Source organism: Stenotrophomonas sp. S4 (assembly GCF_054187805.2).
The window spans coordinates 1,754,326-1,769,359 of record NZ_CM196188.1 but is presented as its reverse complement, the minus strand read 5'-3'; the positions used below and the strand labels follow the sequence as shown (position 1 = coordinate 1,769,359).

At 66.7% G+C, this 15,034-nt stretch carries 18 protein-coding genes; 4 read left to right on the top strand and 14 right to left on the bottom strand.

Annotated features, from left to right (window positions below; genetic code table 11):
• Positions 1–39 precede the first annotated feature (39 nt).
• The 6 genes from ubiB to folP all read right to left on the bottom strand — a co-directional run bounded on the left by ubiB (position 40) and on the right by folP (position 5,920).
• Complete coding sequence (ubiB, locus tag ACUZUJ_RS08215; RefSeq protein ID WP_049445715.1) at positions 40–1,722, bottom strand: 2-polyprenylphenol 6-hydroxylase; 1,683 nt, start codon at positions 1,720–1,722, stop codon at positions 40–42.
• A gap of 34 nt (positions 1,723–1,756) precedes the next feature.
• Positions 1,757–2,251 (bottom strand): CinA family protein, encoded by a 495-nt coding sequence (locus ACUZUJ_RS08210; RefSeq protein WP_005409020.1) that lies wholly within the window; start codon positions 2,249–2,251, stop codon positions 1,757–1,759.
• Positions 2,252–2,373: 122 nt separating this feature from the next.
• On the bottom strand, positions 2,374–3,684 hold the full coding sequence (gene hflX, locus ACUZUJ_RS08205; RefSeq protein WP_049445660.1) for a ribosome rescue GTPase HflX: 1,311 nt from the start codon (positions 3,682–3,684) through the stop codon (positions 2,374–2,376).
• 14 nt (positions 3,685–3,698) lie between these two features.
• The gene (hfq, locus tag ACUZUJ_RS08200; protein WP_004152891.1) at positions 3,699–3,974 is read right to left on the bottom strand and encodes an RNA chaperone Hfq; all 276 of its coding nucleotides are present in this window, start codon (positions 3,972–3,974) and stop codon (positions 3,699–3,701) included.
• A gap of 96 nt (positions 3,975–4,070) precedes the next feature.
• Positions 4,071–5,024, bottom strand: coding sequence for a tRNA (adenosine(37)-N6)-dimethylallyltransferase MiaA (miaA, locus tag ACUZUJ_RS08195; RefSeq protein ID WP_049445662.1), 954 nt, complete (start codon positions 5,022–5,024; stop codon positions 4,071–4,073).
• Complete coding sequence (gene folP / locus ACUZUJ_RS08190; RefSeq protein ID WP_049445664.1) at positions 5,024–5,920, bottom strand: dihydropteroate synthase; 897 nt, start codon at positions 5,918–5,920, stop codon at positions 5,024–5,026. The genes miaA and folP overlap by 1 nt, the downstream gene beginning before the upstream one ends.
• 461 nt (positions 5,921–6,381) lie before the next feature.
• On the opposite strand from folP, the gene ACUZUJ_RS08185 reads away from it, so the two are divergent.
• Positions 6,382–6,675: a transposase gene (locus ACUZUJ_RS08185; protein ID WP_087921478.1), complete on the top strand. Its 294-nt coding sequence runs from the start codon at positions 6,382–6,384 to the stop codon at positions 6,673–6,675.
• Entirely contained in the window at positions 6,672–7,532 is an 861-nt protein-coding gene (locus ACUZUJ_RS08180; RefSeq protein ID WP_101764920.1) for an IS3 family transposase, read from the top strand. Before ACUZUJ_RS08185 ends, ACUZUJ_RS08180 begins: the two co-directional genes overlap by 4 nt.
• A gap of 215 nt (positions 7,533–7,747) precedes the next feature.
• Here the strand turns inward: ACUZUJ_RS08180 and ACUZUJ_RS08175 are convergent, their stop codons facing one another.
• The 3 genes from ACUZUJ_RS08175 to rlmE all read right to left on the bottom strand — a co-directional run bounded on the left by ACUZUJ_RS08175 (position 7,748) and on the right by rlmE (position 10,672).
• Complete coding sequence (locus ACUZUJ_RS08175) at positions 7,748–7,933, bottom strand: hypothetical protein (RefSeq protein WP_049482998.1); 186 nt, start codon at positions 7,931–7,933, stop codon at positions 7,748–7,750.
• A gap of 102 nt (positions 7,934–8,035) precedes the next feature.
• A complete protein-coding gene (gene ftsH, locus ACUZUJ_RS08170) occupies positions 8,036–9,970 on the bottom strand; it encodes an ATP-dependent zinc metalloprotease FtsH (RefSeq protein WP_014036751.1) in 1,935 nt (644 codons plus the stop codon).
• A gap of 69 nt (positions 9,971–10,039) precedes the next feature.
• A complete protein-coding gene (rlmE, locus tag ACUZUJ_RS08165; protein ID WP_005409014.1) occupies positions 10,040–10,672 on the bottom strand; it encodes a 23S rRNA (uridine(2552)-2'-O)-methyltransferase RlmE in 633 nt (210 codons plus the stop codon).
• A 65-nt stretch (positions 10,673–10,737) separates the two neighbouring features.
• On the opposite strand from rlmE, the gene yhbY reads away from it, so the two are divergent.
• Together yhbY and ACUZUJ_RS08155 are read left to right on the top strand one after the other, a co-directional pair.
• On the top strand, positions 10,738–11,043 hold the full coding sequence (gene yhbY, locus ACUZUJ_RS08160) for a ribosome assembly RNA-binding protein YhbY (RefSeq protein ID WP_004152868.1): 306 nt from the start codon (positions 10,738–10,740) through the stop codon (positions 11,041–11,043).
• Between the two features lie 13 nt (positions 11,044–11,056).
• Positions 11,057–11,431, top strand: a complete 375-nt coding sequence (locus ACUZUJ_RS08155) for an Mth938-like domain-containing protein (protein WP_119007646.1) — start codon at positions 11,057–11,059, stop codon at positions 11,429–11,431.
• A gap of 27 nt (positions 11,432–11,458) precedes the next feature.
• On the opposite strand, the gene ACUZUJ_RS08150 is transcribed toward ACUZUJ_RS08155, so the two are convergent.
• The 5 genes from ACUZUJ_RS08150 to surE form a co-directional block, all read right to left on the bottom strand.
• Positions 11,459–11,947: a hypothetical protein gene (locus ACUZUJ_RS08150; RefSeq protein ID WP_458220918.1), complete on the bottom strand. Its 489-nt coding sequence runs from the start codon at positions 11,945–11,947 to the stop codon at positions 11,459–11,461.
• Positions 11,948–12,126: 179 nt separating this feature from the next.
• Complete coding sequence (locus ACUZUJ_RS08145) at positions 12,127–12,912, bottom strand: peptidoglycan DD-metalloendopeptidase family protein (RefSeq protein ID WP_014036747.1); 786 nt, start codon at positions 12,910–12,912, stop codon at positions 12,127–12,129.
• Positions 12,909–13,523: a YqaA family protein gene (locus ACUZUJ_RS08140; RefSeq protein ID WP_119007644.1), complete on the bottom strand. Its 615-nt coding sequence runs from the start codon at positions 13,521–13,523 to the stop codon at positions 12,909–12,911. Before ACUZUJ_RS08140 ends, ACUZUJ_RS08145 begins: the two co-directional genes overlap by 4 nt.
• An 18-nt stretch (positions 13,524–13,541) precedes the next feature.
• Entirely contained in the window at positions 13,542–14,219 is a 678-nt protein-coding gene (locus tag ACUZUJ_RS08135; protein ID WP_075674795.1) for a protein-L-isoaspartate(D-aspartate) O-methyltransferase, read from the bottom strand.
• Positions 14,216–14,995: a 5'/3'-nucleotidase SurE gene (surE, locus tag ACUZUJ_RS08130; protein WP_049445673.1), complete on the bottom strand. Its 780-nt coding sequence runs from the start codon at positions 14,993–14,995 to the stop codon at positions 14,216–14,218. Before surE ends, ACUZUJ_RS08135 begins: the two co-directional genes overlap by 4 nt.
• Between the last annotated feature and the right edge of the window lie 39 nt (positions 14,996–15,034).

Here is a 15,034-nt window from a genome sequence, read left to right as displayed (position 1 = left end):
TTCCGCGGTTCCCGGGGGGAACCGCTGCGGTAAACACACTCACGTGTGTTTACCGCTTCTCCATATCGAGAACAGGATCCACACGCCGCAGAAGCCGGCGCCGATGAAGCCGCACACGCCCAGCGCCAGCAGCCAGCGGCTGGAGACGCCACCAACGCTGTGCATCACGATCGACGAGCCGATGATCAATGCGGCGGTGACGATGCCCATCACCAGCCGGTTCGCCGCGCGGTTGACCTGCTCGCCGAAGCCCTGCAGCGCGCTGGTTTCCACCTTCAGCTGCAGGCGCCCACGGCGGGCTGCCTGGACCAGCTTGCGCAGGTCGCGTGGCAGTTCGCCGGCAAAGTCGACCAGGCCCAGCAGGCTGCGCCGGCCACGCTTGAGCAGTGCCCTGGGCGCATAGCGCTGCAGCACCACCCGTTCCAGGAACGGGCGGGCAGCGCTGGCCATGTCGAAATCGGGGTCCAGCTGGCGGCCCATGCCTTCCAGCGTCAGGAACGCCTTGATCATCAACGCCAGGTCGGCCGGCAGGGTCAGGCTGTAGCTGCGCAGCAACTGGGTGATGTCACCCAGCATCAGGCCGATCCGCAGGTCCTTCAGCGGCACGCCGCGGTACTGGTCGACGAACTGGCTGATGTCGTGCTGCAGCCGGTTCTCGTCCACTTCCACGCCACCGGCCCAGTCCAGCAGCACGTCGGCCACGCCCTGCGGGTCCTGCTCGACCAACCCGTGCAGCAGCTGCGCGACCTGGAAGCGCCGCACTTCCGACAAGGCACCGACCATGCCGAAATCGATCACACCGATGCGGCCGTCTCGCAGGTAGATGATGTTGCCGGGGTGCGGGTCGGCGTGGAAGCTGCCGTCCTCCAGCACCATCTTCAGCACGATGTCCGCACCGCGCCGCGCCAGCTCGCGCCGGTCCAGGCCCGCCGCGTCGACGCCGGCCAGGTCGCGCCCGGGAATGCCGTCAACGAAGTCCTGCACATTCAGGCTTTCGCAGGTCCACTGCCAGTGCACGTCGGGAATCAGGATGTCGTCGCGGCCCTTGAAGTTGCGTGCGATGCGCTCGGCATTGCGGCATTCGGCGGCAAAATCCAGCTCGCGGCGCAGCGATACGGTGAACTGCTGCACGACTTCGGCCGGGCGGTAACGACGCAGGTCCGGCAGGCGCGCCTCGACGATCTCGGCCAGGCGGGCCAGCAGCCGCAGGTCGGCCTCGACCACATCGCGGATGCCGGGGCGTCGCACCTTCAGCACCACCTCGCGACCATCATGCAGGCGCGCGCGATGGGCCTGCGCCAGCGAGGCGGCAGCCATCGGGGTTTCATCGAGGAAGGCGAACACCTCTGCAGGCGATGCGCCAAGGTCGGCTTCGAGCTGCTCGCGGATATCCGCATACGGCAGCGCCGGCACCGCGTTCTGCAGTTCAGAGAGCTCGGCGATCCACTCCGGCGGCAGCAGATCGACGCGCGTCGCAAGCACCTGCCCAAGCTTGACGAAGGTCGGGCCGAGATCCTGCATCGCGCTGCGCACGCGCACCGGCGCGGTCATCCGCAGCAGTTCCTGCCGCTCCTCGTTCCAATGCAGGAGGCGCCCTGCCCGCTCCAGCGTACTGGCCAGCCCAATGCGCCGCACCACGTCGCCGAAGCCATAGCGGATCAGGACGACGGCGATTTCCTGCAGTCGGCCCAGGTCACGGACCGTGCCCAGCGTTTCCCACATCATGCGTGCTCCGGACGATTACCGGAGCAGCATGTCACAGCTGGGCGTCGATACCGCGCAATGCCGCCGCCACGGTTTGCCGGCGGATGGCTTCGCGGTCGCCGTCGAACTGGAACAGCTCGGCGCGCGCGTAGCCGCCCCGGCGCTTCCAGCCGATCCAGACGCTGCCGACCGGCTTGTCCGGGCTGCCACCGCCGGGACCGGCGATGCCCGTCACCGCAACGGCGATGCCGGCACCGGAATTGACCAGTGCGCCGGACACCATCTCCAGCACGGTTTCGCGGCTGACCGCACCGAACTGCTCCAGGGTCTGCGCGCGCACACCGAGCAGGCGCTGCTTGGCTTCGTAGCTGTAGACCACCATGCCGCAGTCGAAGAACGCCGAGGAACCGGCGATGTCGGTCATGCACTTGGCGATCCAGCCGCCACTGCAGCTTTCGGCGGTGACCAGCTGTAGCGAGGCCTGTTGCAGGCGCTGCCCGAGCGCGGCGGACTGGGCGTTGAGGTCGGCGTCGGTGGGGATGGACATCGGCATGACGGTGGGGTGAAGAACCTGCACGTTGTACCGCAGATGACAGCTGGATGTCGCGCCCCTCCGGCACGGTTGTGCTGCCGGCCAGCGGCCGGCACTACCGGGCATGGGCCGCTACCTCACCACTCCGGCAGCTTCTCCGGCAGCAGCGCCCGGATCGGCGCGCCATCGGCACTGGCGGCCAGCTTCTCGGCTTCGGCGATCGGCAGATCCACCTGCAGCAGCCAGCCCTCTTCATCGGCCTGTTCGCTGCGGATCACTTCCAGCTGGTGCAGGCGCGCACGCAGGCGGCCGGCATCCGGCGGCAGGCGCAGTTCACCGGTCACGTGCTGCAGGCCCAGGCGCTTGCCCAGCACCGCCTGCAGCAGCTCAAGGCCCTGCCCGTCACGCGCGGAGATCCAGACGCGTTCACGACGCGACTCGTCGGGCACACCGTCCTGGCCATCGTGGCGGACGTCGGCGCCGTCGATGCGGTCGATCTTGTTGAACACCAGCAGCTGCGGCAGGTCACCGGCACCGACTGCGGTCAGCACCTCATCCACCTGCGCTATGCGCTCCTCGCGGTGCGGATCGGCAGCGTCGACCACGTGCAGCAGGAAATCGGCCTCGCGCGCCTCGGACAGGGTCGAGCGGAACGCGGCGACCAGATCATGCGGCAGATCGCGGACGAAGCCGACGGTGTCGGCCAGCACCACGTTGCCGCCCGGCACCGCGATACGGCGCACGGTCGGATCCAGCGTGGCGAACAGCTGGTCGGCGGCGTAGGCCTCAGCGCCGGTCATGGCGTTGAACAGGGTCGATTTGCCAGCGTTGGTGTAGCCCACCAGGGCGACACGCGGCAGCTCGCTGCGCACACGCGCACGGCGCATCTGGGTGCGCTGCACCTCCACCTTTTCCAGGCGCTTCTGCAGCTGCTCGACCCGCTTCTGCAGCAGGCGGCGGTCGGTTTCCAGCTGGGTTTCACCCGGGCCGCGCAGGCCGATCGAACCGCCGCGCTGGCGCTCCAGGTGGGTCCAGCCGCGCACCAGCCGCGTGGCCAAGTGACGCAGCTGCGCCAGCTCGACCTGCAGCTTGCCTTCGTGGCTGTGCGCACGCTGGGCGAAGATGTCCAGGATCAGGCCGGTACGGTCGATCACCCGGCGCTCGAGGAAGCGTTCCAGGTTGCGCTCCTGGCCCGGGCTCAACGCATGGTTGACCAGGATCAGGTCGGCACCGCTGGCATCGGCCGCGGCCTTGATCTCGTCCAGCTTGCCGCTGCCGATCAGGGTCGACGGATTCGGACGATCCAGGCGCGCGGTGATCGTCGCGGCGATGCTGGCCCCAGCCGAGCGGGCCAGATCACCGAACTCTTCAAGCACATCGTCTTCCAGCTTGCCGAAATGGGGCTGGATCAGCAGGGCGTGTTCGCCCTTTTTCGAGCGGTCAAACATTCACCGCTCCGGTATTACTCGTCTGCTTCATCACCTGCCTGACCACCTTCACCCGACTGCACGTAACCACCGCCCGGGCCGACCTTCACATTGCGTGCCGGAACCACCGTGGAAATGGCGTGCTTGTAGACCATCTGACTGACCGTGTTGCGCAGCAGGACCACGAACTGGTCGAACGACTCGATCGTGCCCTGCAGCTTGATGCCGTTCACCAGGTACACCGAAACCGGCACGCGTTCGCGCCGCAGTGCGTTCAAGAAAGGATCCTGCAGCGATTGCCCCTTGGACATTGCACACTCCTGATTATTGTTCTTATTGGGTTGCCGACGGTTGCCACGGCCCCCGAGCCGCCCGCCGACCGATGATGTTACACGGCTGGCGGGGGTTCAGCGTGCGACGAAGGTCGACACCGCGCCGGCCAGGCGCTCGTGGTCGATATGGGGGTCGAACCAGCGCGCATCAAGCTCGCCGCGCAGCCAGGTCAGCTGGCGCTTGGCCAGCTGGCGGGTGGCGAAGATCGCCTTGTCACGGAAACGGGCGGCATCGCCCTCCCCGTCCAGGTACTCCCAGGCCTGGCGATAGCCGACCGCACGTACCGCCGGCAGGTCCAACGGCGCCTCCACGGCGGCCATTTCCGGCATCGCGCGCAGTGCCCCCACCTCGCCCAGAAAGCCCTGCGCCAGCATGGCGTCGAAGCGCGCCTCGATGCGCTGGTGCAGTACCGCGCGGTCACGCGGGGCCAGGACCAGCTTGAGCGTGCGCACCGGCAACGGCGCCACGCCCGGCCGGCGCTGCCACTCCGTGATGGGGGTGCCGGTCAGGCGATAGACCTCCAGCGCCCGCTGGATGCGCTGCGGGTCGGTGGCATGGATGCGTGCGGCGGCCGCCGGATCAACCTTGGCCAGTTCCGCATGCAGTGCCGCCCAGCCGCGTTCGGCGGCTTCGGCGCTGAGCGCTTCGCGCGTCGCCGGATCGGCCTCCGGCATCGGCGACAGACCCTGCAACAGCGCCCGGAAGTACAGGCCGGTGCCACCGGCCAGGATCGGTGTTCTGCCACGCGCCACGATGTCGGCCACGACCCGGCCGGCATCAGCGGCGAATTCGGCCGCCGAGTAGGTCTGCCAGGGATCGCGCAGGTCCAGCAGATGGTGCGGTGCCTGCGCGCGCTCGGCCGCATCGGGTTTGGCCGAGCCGATATCCAGGTGGCGGTACACCAGCGCCGAATCGACGCTGACGATTTCGCCGTCCAGCTGCTGCGCCAGGGCAATCGCGGTGGCGGTCTTGCCACTGGCGGTCGGCCCCATCACGGCGATCGCCAGCGGGCGCCGGTCGATGCCCATCAGTCTTCGTCCGGCCAACGGATCGTCGGCGTGGCGTCGGCGCGCGGCGTGGGCACCGCCTCGACCGCCTGCCAGACCTTCAACGCATCGACGGTGGCCGCCACGTCATGCACGCGCACGATGCGTGCACCGCGCTGCACCGCGATCAGATGCGCGGCCACCGAGGCCGCCACCCGCTCGGACGGCAGGTCGCGACCAGTCAGCTCACCCAGGCTGCGCTTGCGCGACAGGCCGGCCAGCATCGGCACGCCCAGTTCCAGGAAGCGTTCCGAGCGCGCCAGCAGGGTCATGTTGTGGGCCGTGGTCTTGCCGAAGCCGAAACCGAGGTCGACCAGCAGGTTCTTCTTCGCGATGCCGGCCATTTCAGCAGCGAACAGGCGCTGCACCAGGAAACCATGCACCTCGGCAACGACGTCGTCGTAGTGCGGATCAGCCTGCATGTGGCCGGGTTCACCCTGCATGTGCATCAACACCACCGGCACGCCGGCTTCAGCGGCGGCATCCAGCGCACCGTCCTGGCGCAGGCCGTAGATGTCATTGATCATGCCCGCGCCGGCGGCCACGGCCGCACGCATCACCTCCGGCTTGAAGGTGTCGATGCTGATCGGAACCCGGGTACGGGCGGCCAGCTGCTCGATCACCGGAATCACCCGGCGCAGCTCGTCCTCGACCGATACCGGCACGGCGCCCGGGCGGGTCGATTCGCCACCAATATCGAGCAGGTCCGCGCCCTCGTCGACCAGCTTCAGGCCATGGGCGACCGCCGACTCGGTGGTTTCGTGCGCGCCGCCATCGGAGAACGAGTCCGGGGTGACGTTGACGATGCCCATGACCCGGGCACGGTCGAGGCGCAGGATGCGGCCGGCGCAATCGAGCTGGGGCGAGGTATCGAACATGGGCAATCCTGCAGGGACAACGGCGGGTAGTTTAGTTCGGCAGGGCGGCGCCCTGCACCCGCAGAGGCCAGAGCGACAGCAAGAGCCGGAGCAACAGCTGGCTTGCTGAGGAATGGCGGGGTGGGTCCGGTTGCGGGGGCCGCTGCAAGTACGTCCATGTAAGCTCGGTCGCCGCATCCATGCGGCTCACGCCCCCACAACCGGCCCCACCTCGCCTTCGACAGATTTCTGCGATCTGTCGGAGCAGCTCTTGGGGTCAGATCTGTTTTCCTCCGGAAAACGGATCTGACCCCATGCTTGTACATCGATATCTGACAGATGTGTCGACCAAGGTCGACACCTACCAACAGCAGCAGGAATCTGTCAGAGGTGGGGCGGTGTCGGAGTGCGGGGTGTCTGATCTGGCCCCCCGTCCGCGGACGCCAAGAGGCGATACTTTGATCGCACTTGGAGGTCCCCTTATGTCCCGTATCACCCGTCGTAGCTACACCGATGAGTTCAAGCACCAAGCCGTGGAGTTGGCCGAGTCGCTCGGGCCTGCCGCAGCGGCCCGTCAGCTGGAGATGTCGGTCAAGACGCTGGCAAATTGGATTGACGCGGTCCGTGCTGGCCGGTCGTTGACCTCTGAGGCCCGCAGGCCGGCCACTGACCTGGAAAGCGAGATCAGCCGCCTTCGGGCCGAGAACGCCAATCTGAAGATGGAGCGGGAAATCCTAAAAAAAGCGGCGGCGTTCTTTGCCAGAGAGTCCAAGTGAGGTACGCCTTCGTCGCCAGTCAAAGGACTCGCTACCCGACCAGGTTGCTGTGTCGGCTTTTTGGGGTTTCTGTCTCTGGATTCCATGACTACCTGCGCCGCCAGTGTGCCCAAACGTGCGATGTCGATTCGGCCCTCCGTACCGAGCTTCGGGCCATCCATGTGGCCAGCAAACGCAGTTATGGGCGGCGTCGGCTGGTCAGGGCCTTACGAGCCAGGAATCATCCAGTTGGCCACAAGCGCGTGGCACGGTTAATGGCCGAGGAGCGAATCCAGGGCAAGACCAAAGGCCGATTCCGGCCCAAATCCTCCGGCGGCTCATCTCAGCTCGCCCCCAACCTGCTGGATCGGCAATTTGCCCCCGGAACCGGACCGACGGCGTGGGTCGGAGATATCACGTATGTCCCCACCCGCCAGGGATGGCTGCATCTGGCCGTGGTCATCAGCGTCCAGACCCGGCAGGTGCTGGGCTACAGCGTTTCCAGGCGCCTGACTGAAGAACTGGTAGTGAAAGCATTCGCCAATGCCTGGGCTCTGCATCCACAACGACCTGGCCTGATCTTCCATTCCGATCGTGGCGGGCAGTACTGGGGGAACGAGTTTCGCCAGCTGCTGCAGTCCCATGACGTGGTCCAAAGCATGAGCCGGCCTGGCAATTGCTGGGACAACGCCGTGGTCGAGAGCTTCTTTGCGACGCTCAAGACAGAAGAGGCTGCCGAGCCTTACGCCAGTAAGGAACAAGCCAGCCAGTCCATCGCTGCTTACATCCACGGCTTCTACAATCCAGCCCGGCTACACTCGGCGCTGGGCTACCACTCGCCTAACAACTACGCCCGGCAGCTCCGGGCTGCCGCCTGAAACGGCTTCATGGCGTCCGTTTTCAGGGGGCCAGATCAGTCAGCCGCATGGATGCGGCTGCCAAGCCCCCATGGACGGGTTTACGGCGTCCCCGCACTCCGACACCGCCCCGCCACCCCAAGGAATGCCCGCTTCTGCTGTTGCTGTTGCTGTTGAGGTTGCCGGCCAGCGGCCGGCACTACCGCAGGTGCAGGGCGCAGCCCTGCCGATACCCCTCAACGGCGGCGGCGCTTGCGGTCCACGTACAGGGTCTTGGCGATGCTCAGCACGATGCCGACCGCGATACCCACCACGCAGCCCAGCAGCAGGTTGTCGGCCCCCAGGCCCACACCCACGCCAACCACGGTTGCGATGACCATTTCGGCGGTGTGGGAAATCGGTTCGGGCTTCGGGGCGGACATGCGGGCTCCAGCGTCAGTTCGGTACTTCGGGATGGGCCAGCGGCCCAGAAACGACGAAGCCGGGTCGCCCCGGCCTCGTCTGGTGTCACGTGCAGCGGGCCGTCAGTGCGACTCGGCCGGGCCTGCGATCGGCGGCAGCGGACGGGCATCGCCGCCCTTGTCGTTGCCACCATCCTTGTTCGACTTGTTCCAGCCGGCCGGCGGCGGCGGATCGCGGCCTTCCATGATGGCGTCGATCTGCGGCGCGTCGATGGTCTCGTACTGCAGCAGCAGCTGGGACATCGCGTGCAGCTTGTCCAGGTTGGCCGTCATCAGCTCGGTGGTGCGTGCGTAGGCTTCGTCGAGGATGTTGCGCACTTCCTCGTCGATGCGGCGCGCGGTGTCGTTGGACACGCTCTTGTGCTGGGTGACCGAACGGCCCAGGAACACCTCGTCGTCCTCTTCGCCATAGGCGATCGGGCCGAGCTGGTCGGACAAGCCCCACTTGGTGACCATGTTGCGGGCCATCTTGGTGGCGCGCTCGATGTCGTTGGAGGCGCCGGTGGTGACCTTGTCGGCACCGAAGATCAGCTCCTCGGCCACGCGACCACCGTACAGCGAGCACAGCTGCGACTTGATCGCCACGCGGTTCATCGAGTACTTGTCGCCTTCCGGCAGGTACATGGTCACACCCAGCGCACGGCCGCGCGGAATGATGGTGACCTTGTAGACCGGATCATGCTCGGGCACCAGACGACCGACGATAGCGTGACCGGCCTCGTGATAGGCGGTGAGGGTCTTCTCCTCCTCGCTCATGGCCATCGAGCGGCGCTCGGCACCCATCAGGATCTTGTCGCGGGCACGGTCGAAGTGGTCCATGCGGACTTCCTTCTCGTTGCCACGCGCGGCGAACAGGGCGGCCTCGTTGCAGAGGTTGGCCAGATCTGCACCGGAGAAGCCCGGGGTACCGCGCGCGATCACCATCGGCTCGACGTCATCGGCCAGCGGCAGCTTGCGCATGTGCACCTTCAGGATGTGCTCGCGGCCCTTCACGTCCGGCAGGCCGACCACGACCTGGCGGTCGAAACGGCCCGGACGCAGCAGCGCCGGATCCAGCACGTCCGGACGGTTGGTCGCGGCGATCACGATCACTCCCTCGCCACCTTCAAAACCGTCCATCTCGACCAGCAGCTGGTTCAGGGTCTGCTCGCGCTCGTCATGACCGCCGCCCAGGCCGGCACCACGGTGGCGACCGACGGCGTCGATTTCGTCGATGAAGATGATGCAGGGGGCGTGCTTCTTGGCCTGCTCGAACATGTCGCGCACGCGGCTGGCGCCGACGCCGACGAACATTTCCACGAAGTCCGAACCGGAGATCGAGAAGAACGGCACCTTGGCTTCGCCGGCAATGGCCTTGGCCAGCAGCGTCTTGCCGGTACCCGGCGGGCCCACCATCAGCACGCCGCGCGGAATCTTACCGCCCAGCTTGGTGAACTTGGAGGGATCGCGCAGGAAGTCGACCAGCTCGCCCACTTCTTCCTTGGCCTCGTCACAACCGGCGACGTCGGCAAAGGTGACCTTGATCTGGTCTTCGCCCTGCAGCTTCGCGCGCGACTTGCCGAAGGACATCGCGCCCTTGGCACCGCCGCCACCGCCCTGCATCTGGCGCATGATGAACAACCAGAAGCCGATGATCAGGATGACCGGCAGGAAATTCATCAGGATCGCGCCCAGGGAGATGCCGCTGGACGGCTCCTCCTGCACGATCTCCACGTTCTTGGTGCGCAGCACGTTGATCAGATCACGATCGAACGGTGCGGTGATGGTGGACGACTGCCCACCCCGGGTGGTGTAGGTCAGCTGGCTGGTGCCGCCGCGCATGTCGCCGCCGAAGGCGACCTTCTGCACGTTGCCGCTGTCCACCTGGTCCAGGAACTGCGAGTACGACGCACCCTGCGCCCCAGCCCCGGAGGTCTTGGGCGAGAAGCTCTGGAAGACCACCATCAGCACGACGGCGACGACCACCCATAGCAGGAGGTTCTTGGTCAAGTCGTTCATCCTCATTGGCTCCGGTGTTCCTCTCAGTGCTGGCGTTGCGTTGGGGTCGAACTTGCGTACATTGCGAGCTTACTTCATGTGGGCGCGTTTTCCCTGACCCAAGGCATACACCTCGGGAGAGCGCTTGCGCGAGGCTTCCGGCTTGCGGATGGAGACCTTGTCGTACCGGCGGCGCATGTCGCGCACGTAGTCGTCAAAGCCCTCGCCCTGGAACAGCTTGATCAGGAATGCCCCACCGGTCTTCAGGTGGTTGTCGGCAAAATCCAGGGCCAGCTCCGCCAGGTGCATCATCCGCGGCTGGTCGACCGCGCCCACACCACTCTTATTGGGGGCCATGTCCGACAGCACAAGGTCTACCGGCTGATCCCCGAGCATGGCTTCAAACTGCGATAGGACGGCTTCTTCCCTGAAGTCACCATGAAGGAACTCCACGCCGGCCAGCGGCGGCATGTCCAGGATGTCCAGGGCCAGCACGCGCCCGGTGTCGCCAATCTGTCTCCGAACCTGCTGAGACCAGCCACCCGGCGCCGCGCCGAGGTCGACCACCACCATGTGCGGCTTCAGCAACCGGTCACGTTCGAGCAGCTCCTCGAGCTTGTAGGCGGCGCGCGAGCGCATGCCTTCGGCCTGCGCCTTCTTCACGAAGGGGTCGGAGAAGTGTTCCTTGAGCCAGCGCTGGCTGCTTTTGCTGCGGGTAGCCATTGAAAATAGGGGCTGATGGGGTCCTCATGATACCCTGATCGCCCCATTCAACCGTGTTTTCCTGCATGTCCATCGCCCTGACCGCCTCCCAGACCCGTTTCCTGCGCGGCCAAGCCCACGACCTGAAGGCCCTGCTGCAGACCGGCGGCAAGGGCGTGACCCCGGCCTTCATCGCTGAGCTGAACGAAGTGCTGGAGCGCCACGAACTGGTCAAGGTGAAGGTCGCTGCCGAGGATCGCGACGCCCGTGACGTGATGATCGGCGAGATTGTCGAAGCCACCGAGAGCGCGCTGGTGCAGCGCATCGGCCACGTCGCCGTGCTGTACCGCCCGAGCAAGGAACAGCGCCAGATCGTGCTGCCGCGCGGCTGATCGCCCTGACGCCATGCAGCTGAACCACGAACCGCCTGACTACGCCTACAGCCTGCGCGCCGCCGATGGCCGCTCGGCCAAGGTCAACGACCAGGTGCTGGGCAGCAGCTTTTTCCTGACCCCGGACCAGCTGGTCACGGACTGGCCGGTAGCGGCTGCCGCCGCGCTGCAGTTGTCGGACCTGGAACCCATCCTGGCGCTGAATCCGGCGCTGATCGTGCTCGGCACCGGTGACCGCCAGGTATTCCCGCCGGCGGTGGTGATGGCAGCCTGCCTGTCACGCGGCATCGGCCTGGAAGTGATGAACAATCCGGCCGCCGCGCGCACCTTCAACATCCTGGCCGGCGAAGGCCGCAAGGTCGCGGCCGCCTTCATCCTGGAAGGCTGAGTTCGAGTCGCCGGGTGCGCCCCGGCGCTAGCCGCCCGAAGGTGTGCAGCGGAAGGCCGAAAACTGCTGCAGCCGTCCGATCAGGCTGCCGCCCTGCCCCCAGCGGATATCCATGACCTTCCAGTCCGGGCCCTGCCGCTGCAGCAGGACCCGGTCGGTCCAGCGATAGTCGCCCACCGCCATGTCGACGCGGATCCAGGTGGCGTCACCGCTCGATCCGGGCGTTCCCACCGTTATCGTCTCCGGCCGGTCCGGCGCCAGCAGATAGGGGCTCTGGTCGAGCATGTGCGGCTTCTCGTCGTGCGCAGCAAGCGCAGCGCAGGCCCGCTCGTAAGTGCGCTGCGCGTCGACGGCTGAGCGCAGGGCATCGCCCAGCAGCGACGGAATGGTCGATTCGTTCGACGCCGGCGCCTGCACTGCGTCGTAGAGACGGGTGACCACGCCACGCGGATCGCTGGCTGCGATGGCCAGCGGCGCGACGATGAGCAACGCGAGAGCGAAAGCAACGCGGAACATGGGGCACCGGGACGGATGGGTCGGCTCAAGAATGCCGGGTATTCCCTACGCCGTGAAGGTGGGCCAGCGACACATAAGATCGCAAATGGCCGCATCTCTGCGGTACCCGGGTCGAGCATGGCTCGACGCTACAGGTCAACAACGCCGGGCAAGGCCCGGCGCCGCCTGATCCAACGGCGTCAACGCGCCGGCAGGTACTGCTGCGGGTCCACCGGCTTGCCGTTGTAGCGAATCTCGAAGTGGACCATGTCGCGGTTCGCACCGGTGCGGCCCATCTCGGCGATCTGCTCGCCGGCCTTCACGCTCTGCCCTTCATTCACAAGGCGCTTGCGGTTGTGGCCATAGGCCGACAGCCACTGGTCGCTGTGCTTGATGATGATCAGCTCGCCGTAGCCGACCAGGCCGGCACCGGAGTACACCACCACGCCGTTGGCAGTGGCCTTGACAGCCTGGCCGCTGGTACCGGCGATGTCCACGCCCTGCTTGGTCGCGTCACCTGCAACGTAGCGGCCGACGATCGCGCCATCGGCCGGCCAGCGCCAGGCGATGTTGCTCTTCACCGGACCAACCGGCGCCGGGGCTGGCGCGGTGCTGCCGGCGCTGCTGCCACCCGAGCGCGGCGGGGTGACAACCGTGGTCGGTGCGCGGCCGCCGCTGGCACCGGCCGGGTACAGCCGGATCACCTGGCCCGGATGGATGGTCGAAGGGTTGTCCAGGCTGTTCCAGGCGATCAGGTCGGCCGGCGTGATGTCATGGATGCGGGCCAGCGCGTAGATGGTGTCACCCTTGCGCACCACCACGGTCTGCCCGGGCTTGGGCACCGAAGTCTTCGGCGTGGTGACGCCACCACCGGCACTGCCGCCGCCGGGGCGGACCACGGTGGCGGTGCCGCAGGCGGCCAGGGTGGAAACCAGCAACGCCAGCGCGCCGATGCGCACTCCCTTGCTCAGACGATCAGGACTCATGCGAACTTCGACCTCCATACAAGCCAGACGATCAGCACCACCACCAGCGCGGTGGCGATCCAGCCCAGCGGTTCAATCCAGCGACGCAATGCCGCTTCGGCACGCGCACCACCGATACGGATGACCGCGGCCAGCACGAACACGCGCTTGCCACGACCGATCAGCATGCTCAACAGGTACTGCGGCATCGGTACGCCGACGATACCCGATGCCCACGTGAAGACCTTCATCGGGATGGGCATGAAGCCGCCCAGCACCAGGAAGGTGAACACCGCCCACGGCGACTCGACCATCTTCGCCTGCACGGTGGTGATGCCCTGCTCGATCGCCGGCAGCATGCCCAGCGCTTCGAACAGCGGCTTGATCGCCTCGAAGGCGTAGTGACCCAGCGCGTAGCCGACCAGCGCACCGACCATCGAGCCGGCCAGGCTGAGGGTGGCAAACCACCAGCCTCGCTTGGGCTGGGCCACGCACATCGGTGCCAGCATCACCTCCGGCATCACCGGGAAGATGATCGCCTCGAAGAAGCTCAACACCGTCAGGTAGGTCGGCGCGCGTTCGTGCGCGGCCCACTTCATCGCCCGCTCGTACAGCGGCCCGAAAATCTTCATGCAACCCTGCTCCGTGGATTAGTCGAGCATGCCAGACAGCAGCGGCACGAACGTGACCGGCGCCAGCACGCGTTGTTCGATGCTGCCATCGGGCTTGCGGTCCAGCTGCACCAGCGACTGCCCGCCCGGGCCACCGACCGGCGCCACCAGGCGCCCGCCTTCGGCCAGCTGCCCAACCAGTTCATCGACCAGTGCCGGCGCCGCGGCGGTGACCACGATGGCATCGAACGGGCCGTGCTCGGCCCAGCCGGCGCGGCCGTCGTCATGCTTGGTGCGGATGTTCATGCCCAGTGCGCGGAAGCGCTTGCGTGCCTGCCGCAGCAGGTCGCCGATGCGCTCCACGGTGTAGACCTCCAGGCCCAGTGCGCCGAGGATGGCGGCCTGGTAGCCGGACCCGGTGCCGACTTCCAGCACGCGCTTCGGCGCGACCTGGAGGACCGCCTCGGTCATCCGCGCGACCACCCAGGGCTGCGAGATGGTCTGGCCATGGCCGATCGGCAGCGCGGTGTCCTCATAGGCACGCGAGGCCAGCGCTTCATCGATGAACAGATGGCGCGGCACCACCCGGATCGCGTTCAAGGTGGATTCGTCGACAATGCCGACTTCACGCAGGCGGTCGACCAGACGATCACGCACGCGTTGCGAGGTCATGCCGATACCGACGGCTTCCGGCTGCAATCGCAGGCGTGGACTCATGCCGGCTGATCCAGCGCGGCGCTGAGGCCGCCCACCCAGCCGGCGACCTTCTCCAGCGCCTGGTAGCGGGTGAGGTCGACCTGGATCGGGGTGATCGAGATGTGGCCGGTGCGCACCGCGTGGAAATCGGTACCGGGACCGGAGTCCTGCTCACGGCCGGCCGGGCCGATCCAGTACACCTCGTTGCCGCGCGGATCCTTCTGCGCGATGCAGCCTTCGGCACGATGGCGGTTGCCGAGGCGGGTGACCTCGAAGCCCTTGACCTCGCTCCACGGCAGGTCCGGCACGTTGACGTTGAGGATGGTGTCGGCCGGCAGCGGATCGGCCTTCAGCCGGGCGACGATCTCCACCGCGGCACGCGCGGCGGTCTCGAAGTGCTTCGGATCGTGGTTGCGGCTGACCAGCGAGACCGCCACGGCCGGCAGGCCGAGGAAGCGACCTTCCATCGCCGCCGAGACGGTGCCGGAATAGATCACGTCGTCGCCGAGATTGGCGGCGTTGTTGATGCCGGACACGACAATGTCAGGCTCGAATTCAAGCAGGCCGGTCAGCGCCAGGTGCACGCAGTCGGTGGGTGTGCCGGCCACCGAGACGGTGTAATGGTCGATGCGCTTGAGCCGGATCGGCAGGTCCAGGGTCAGCGAGTTGCTGGCGCCGGAGCGATCGCGGTCGGGCGCAACCACCGTGACTTCGTGACCGGCCTCGCGCAGGACCGAGGCAAGCATCCGGATGCCTGCGGCGTCGACACCATCGTCATTGCTGACCAGGATTCGCATCTTCGATTTAACCGCTTGATTTTCCAAGAATTCGATTCC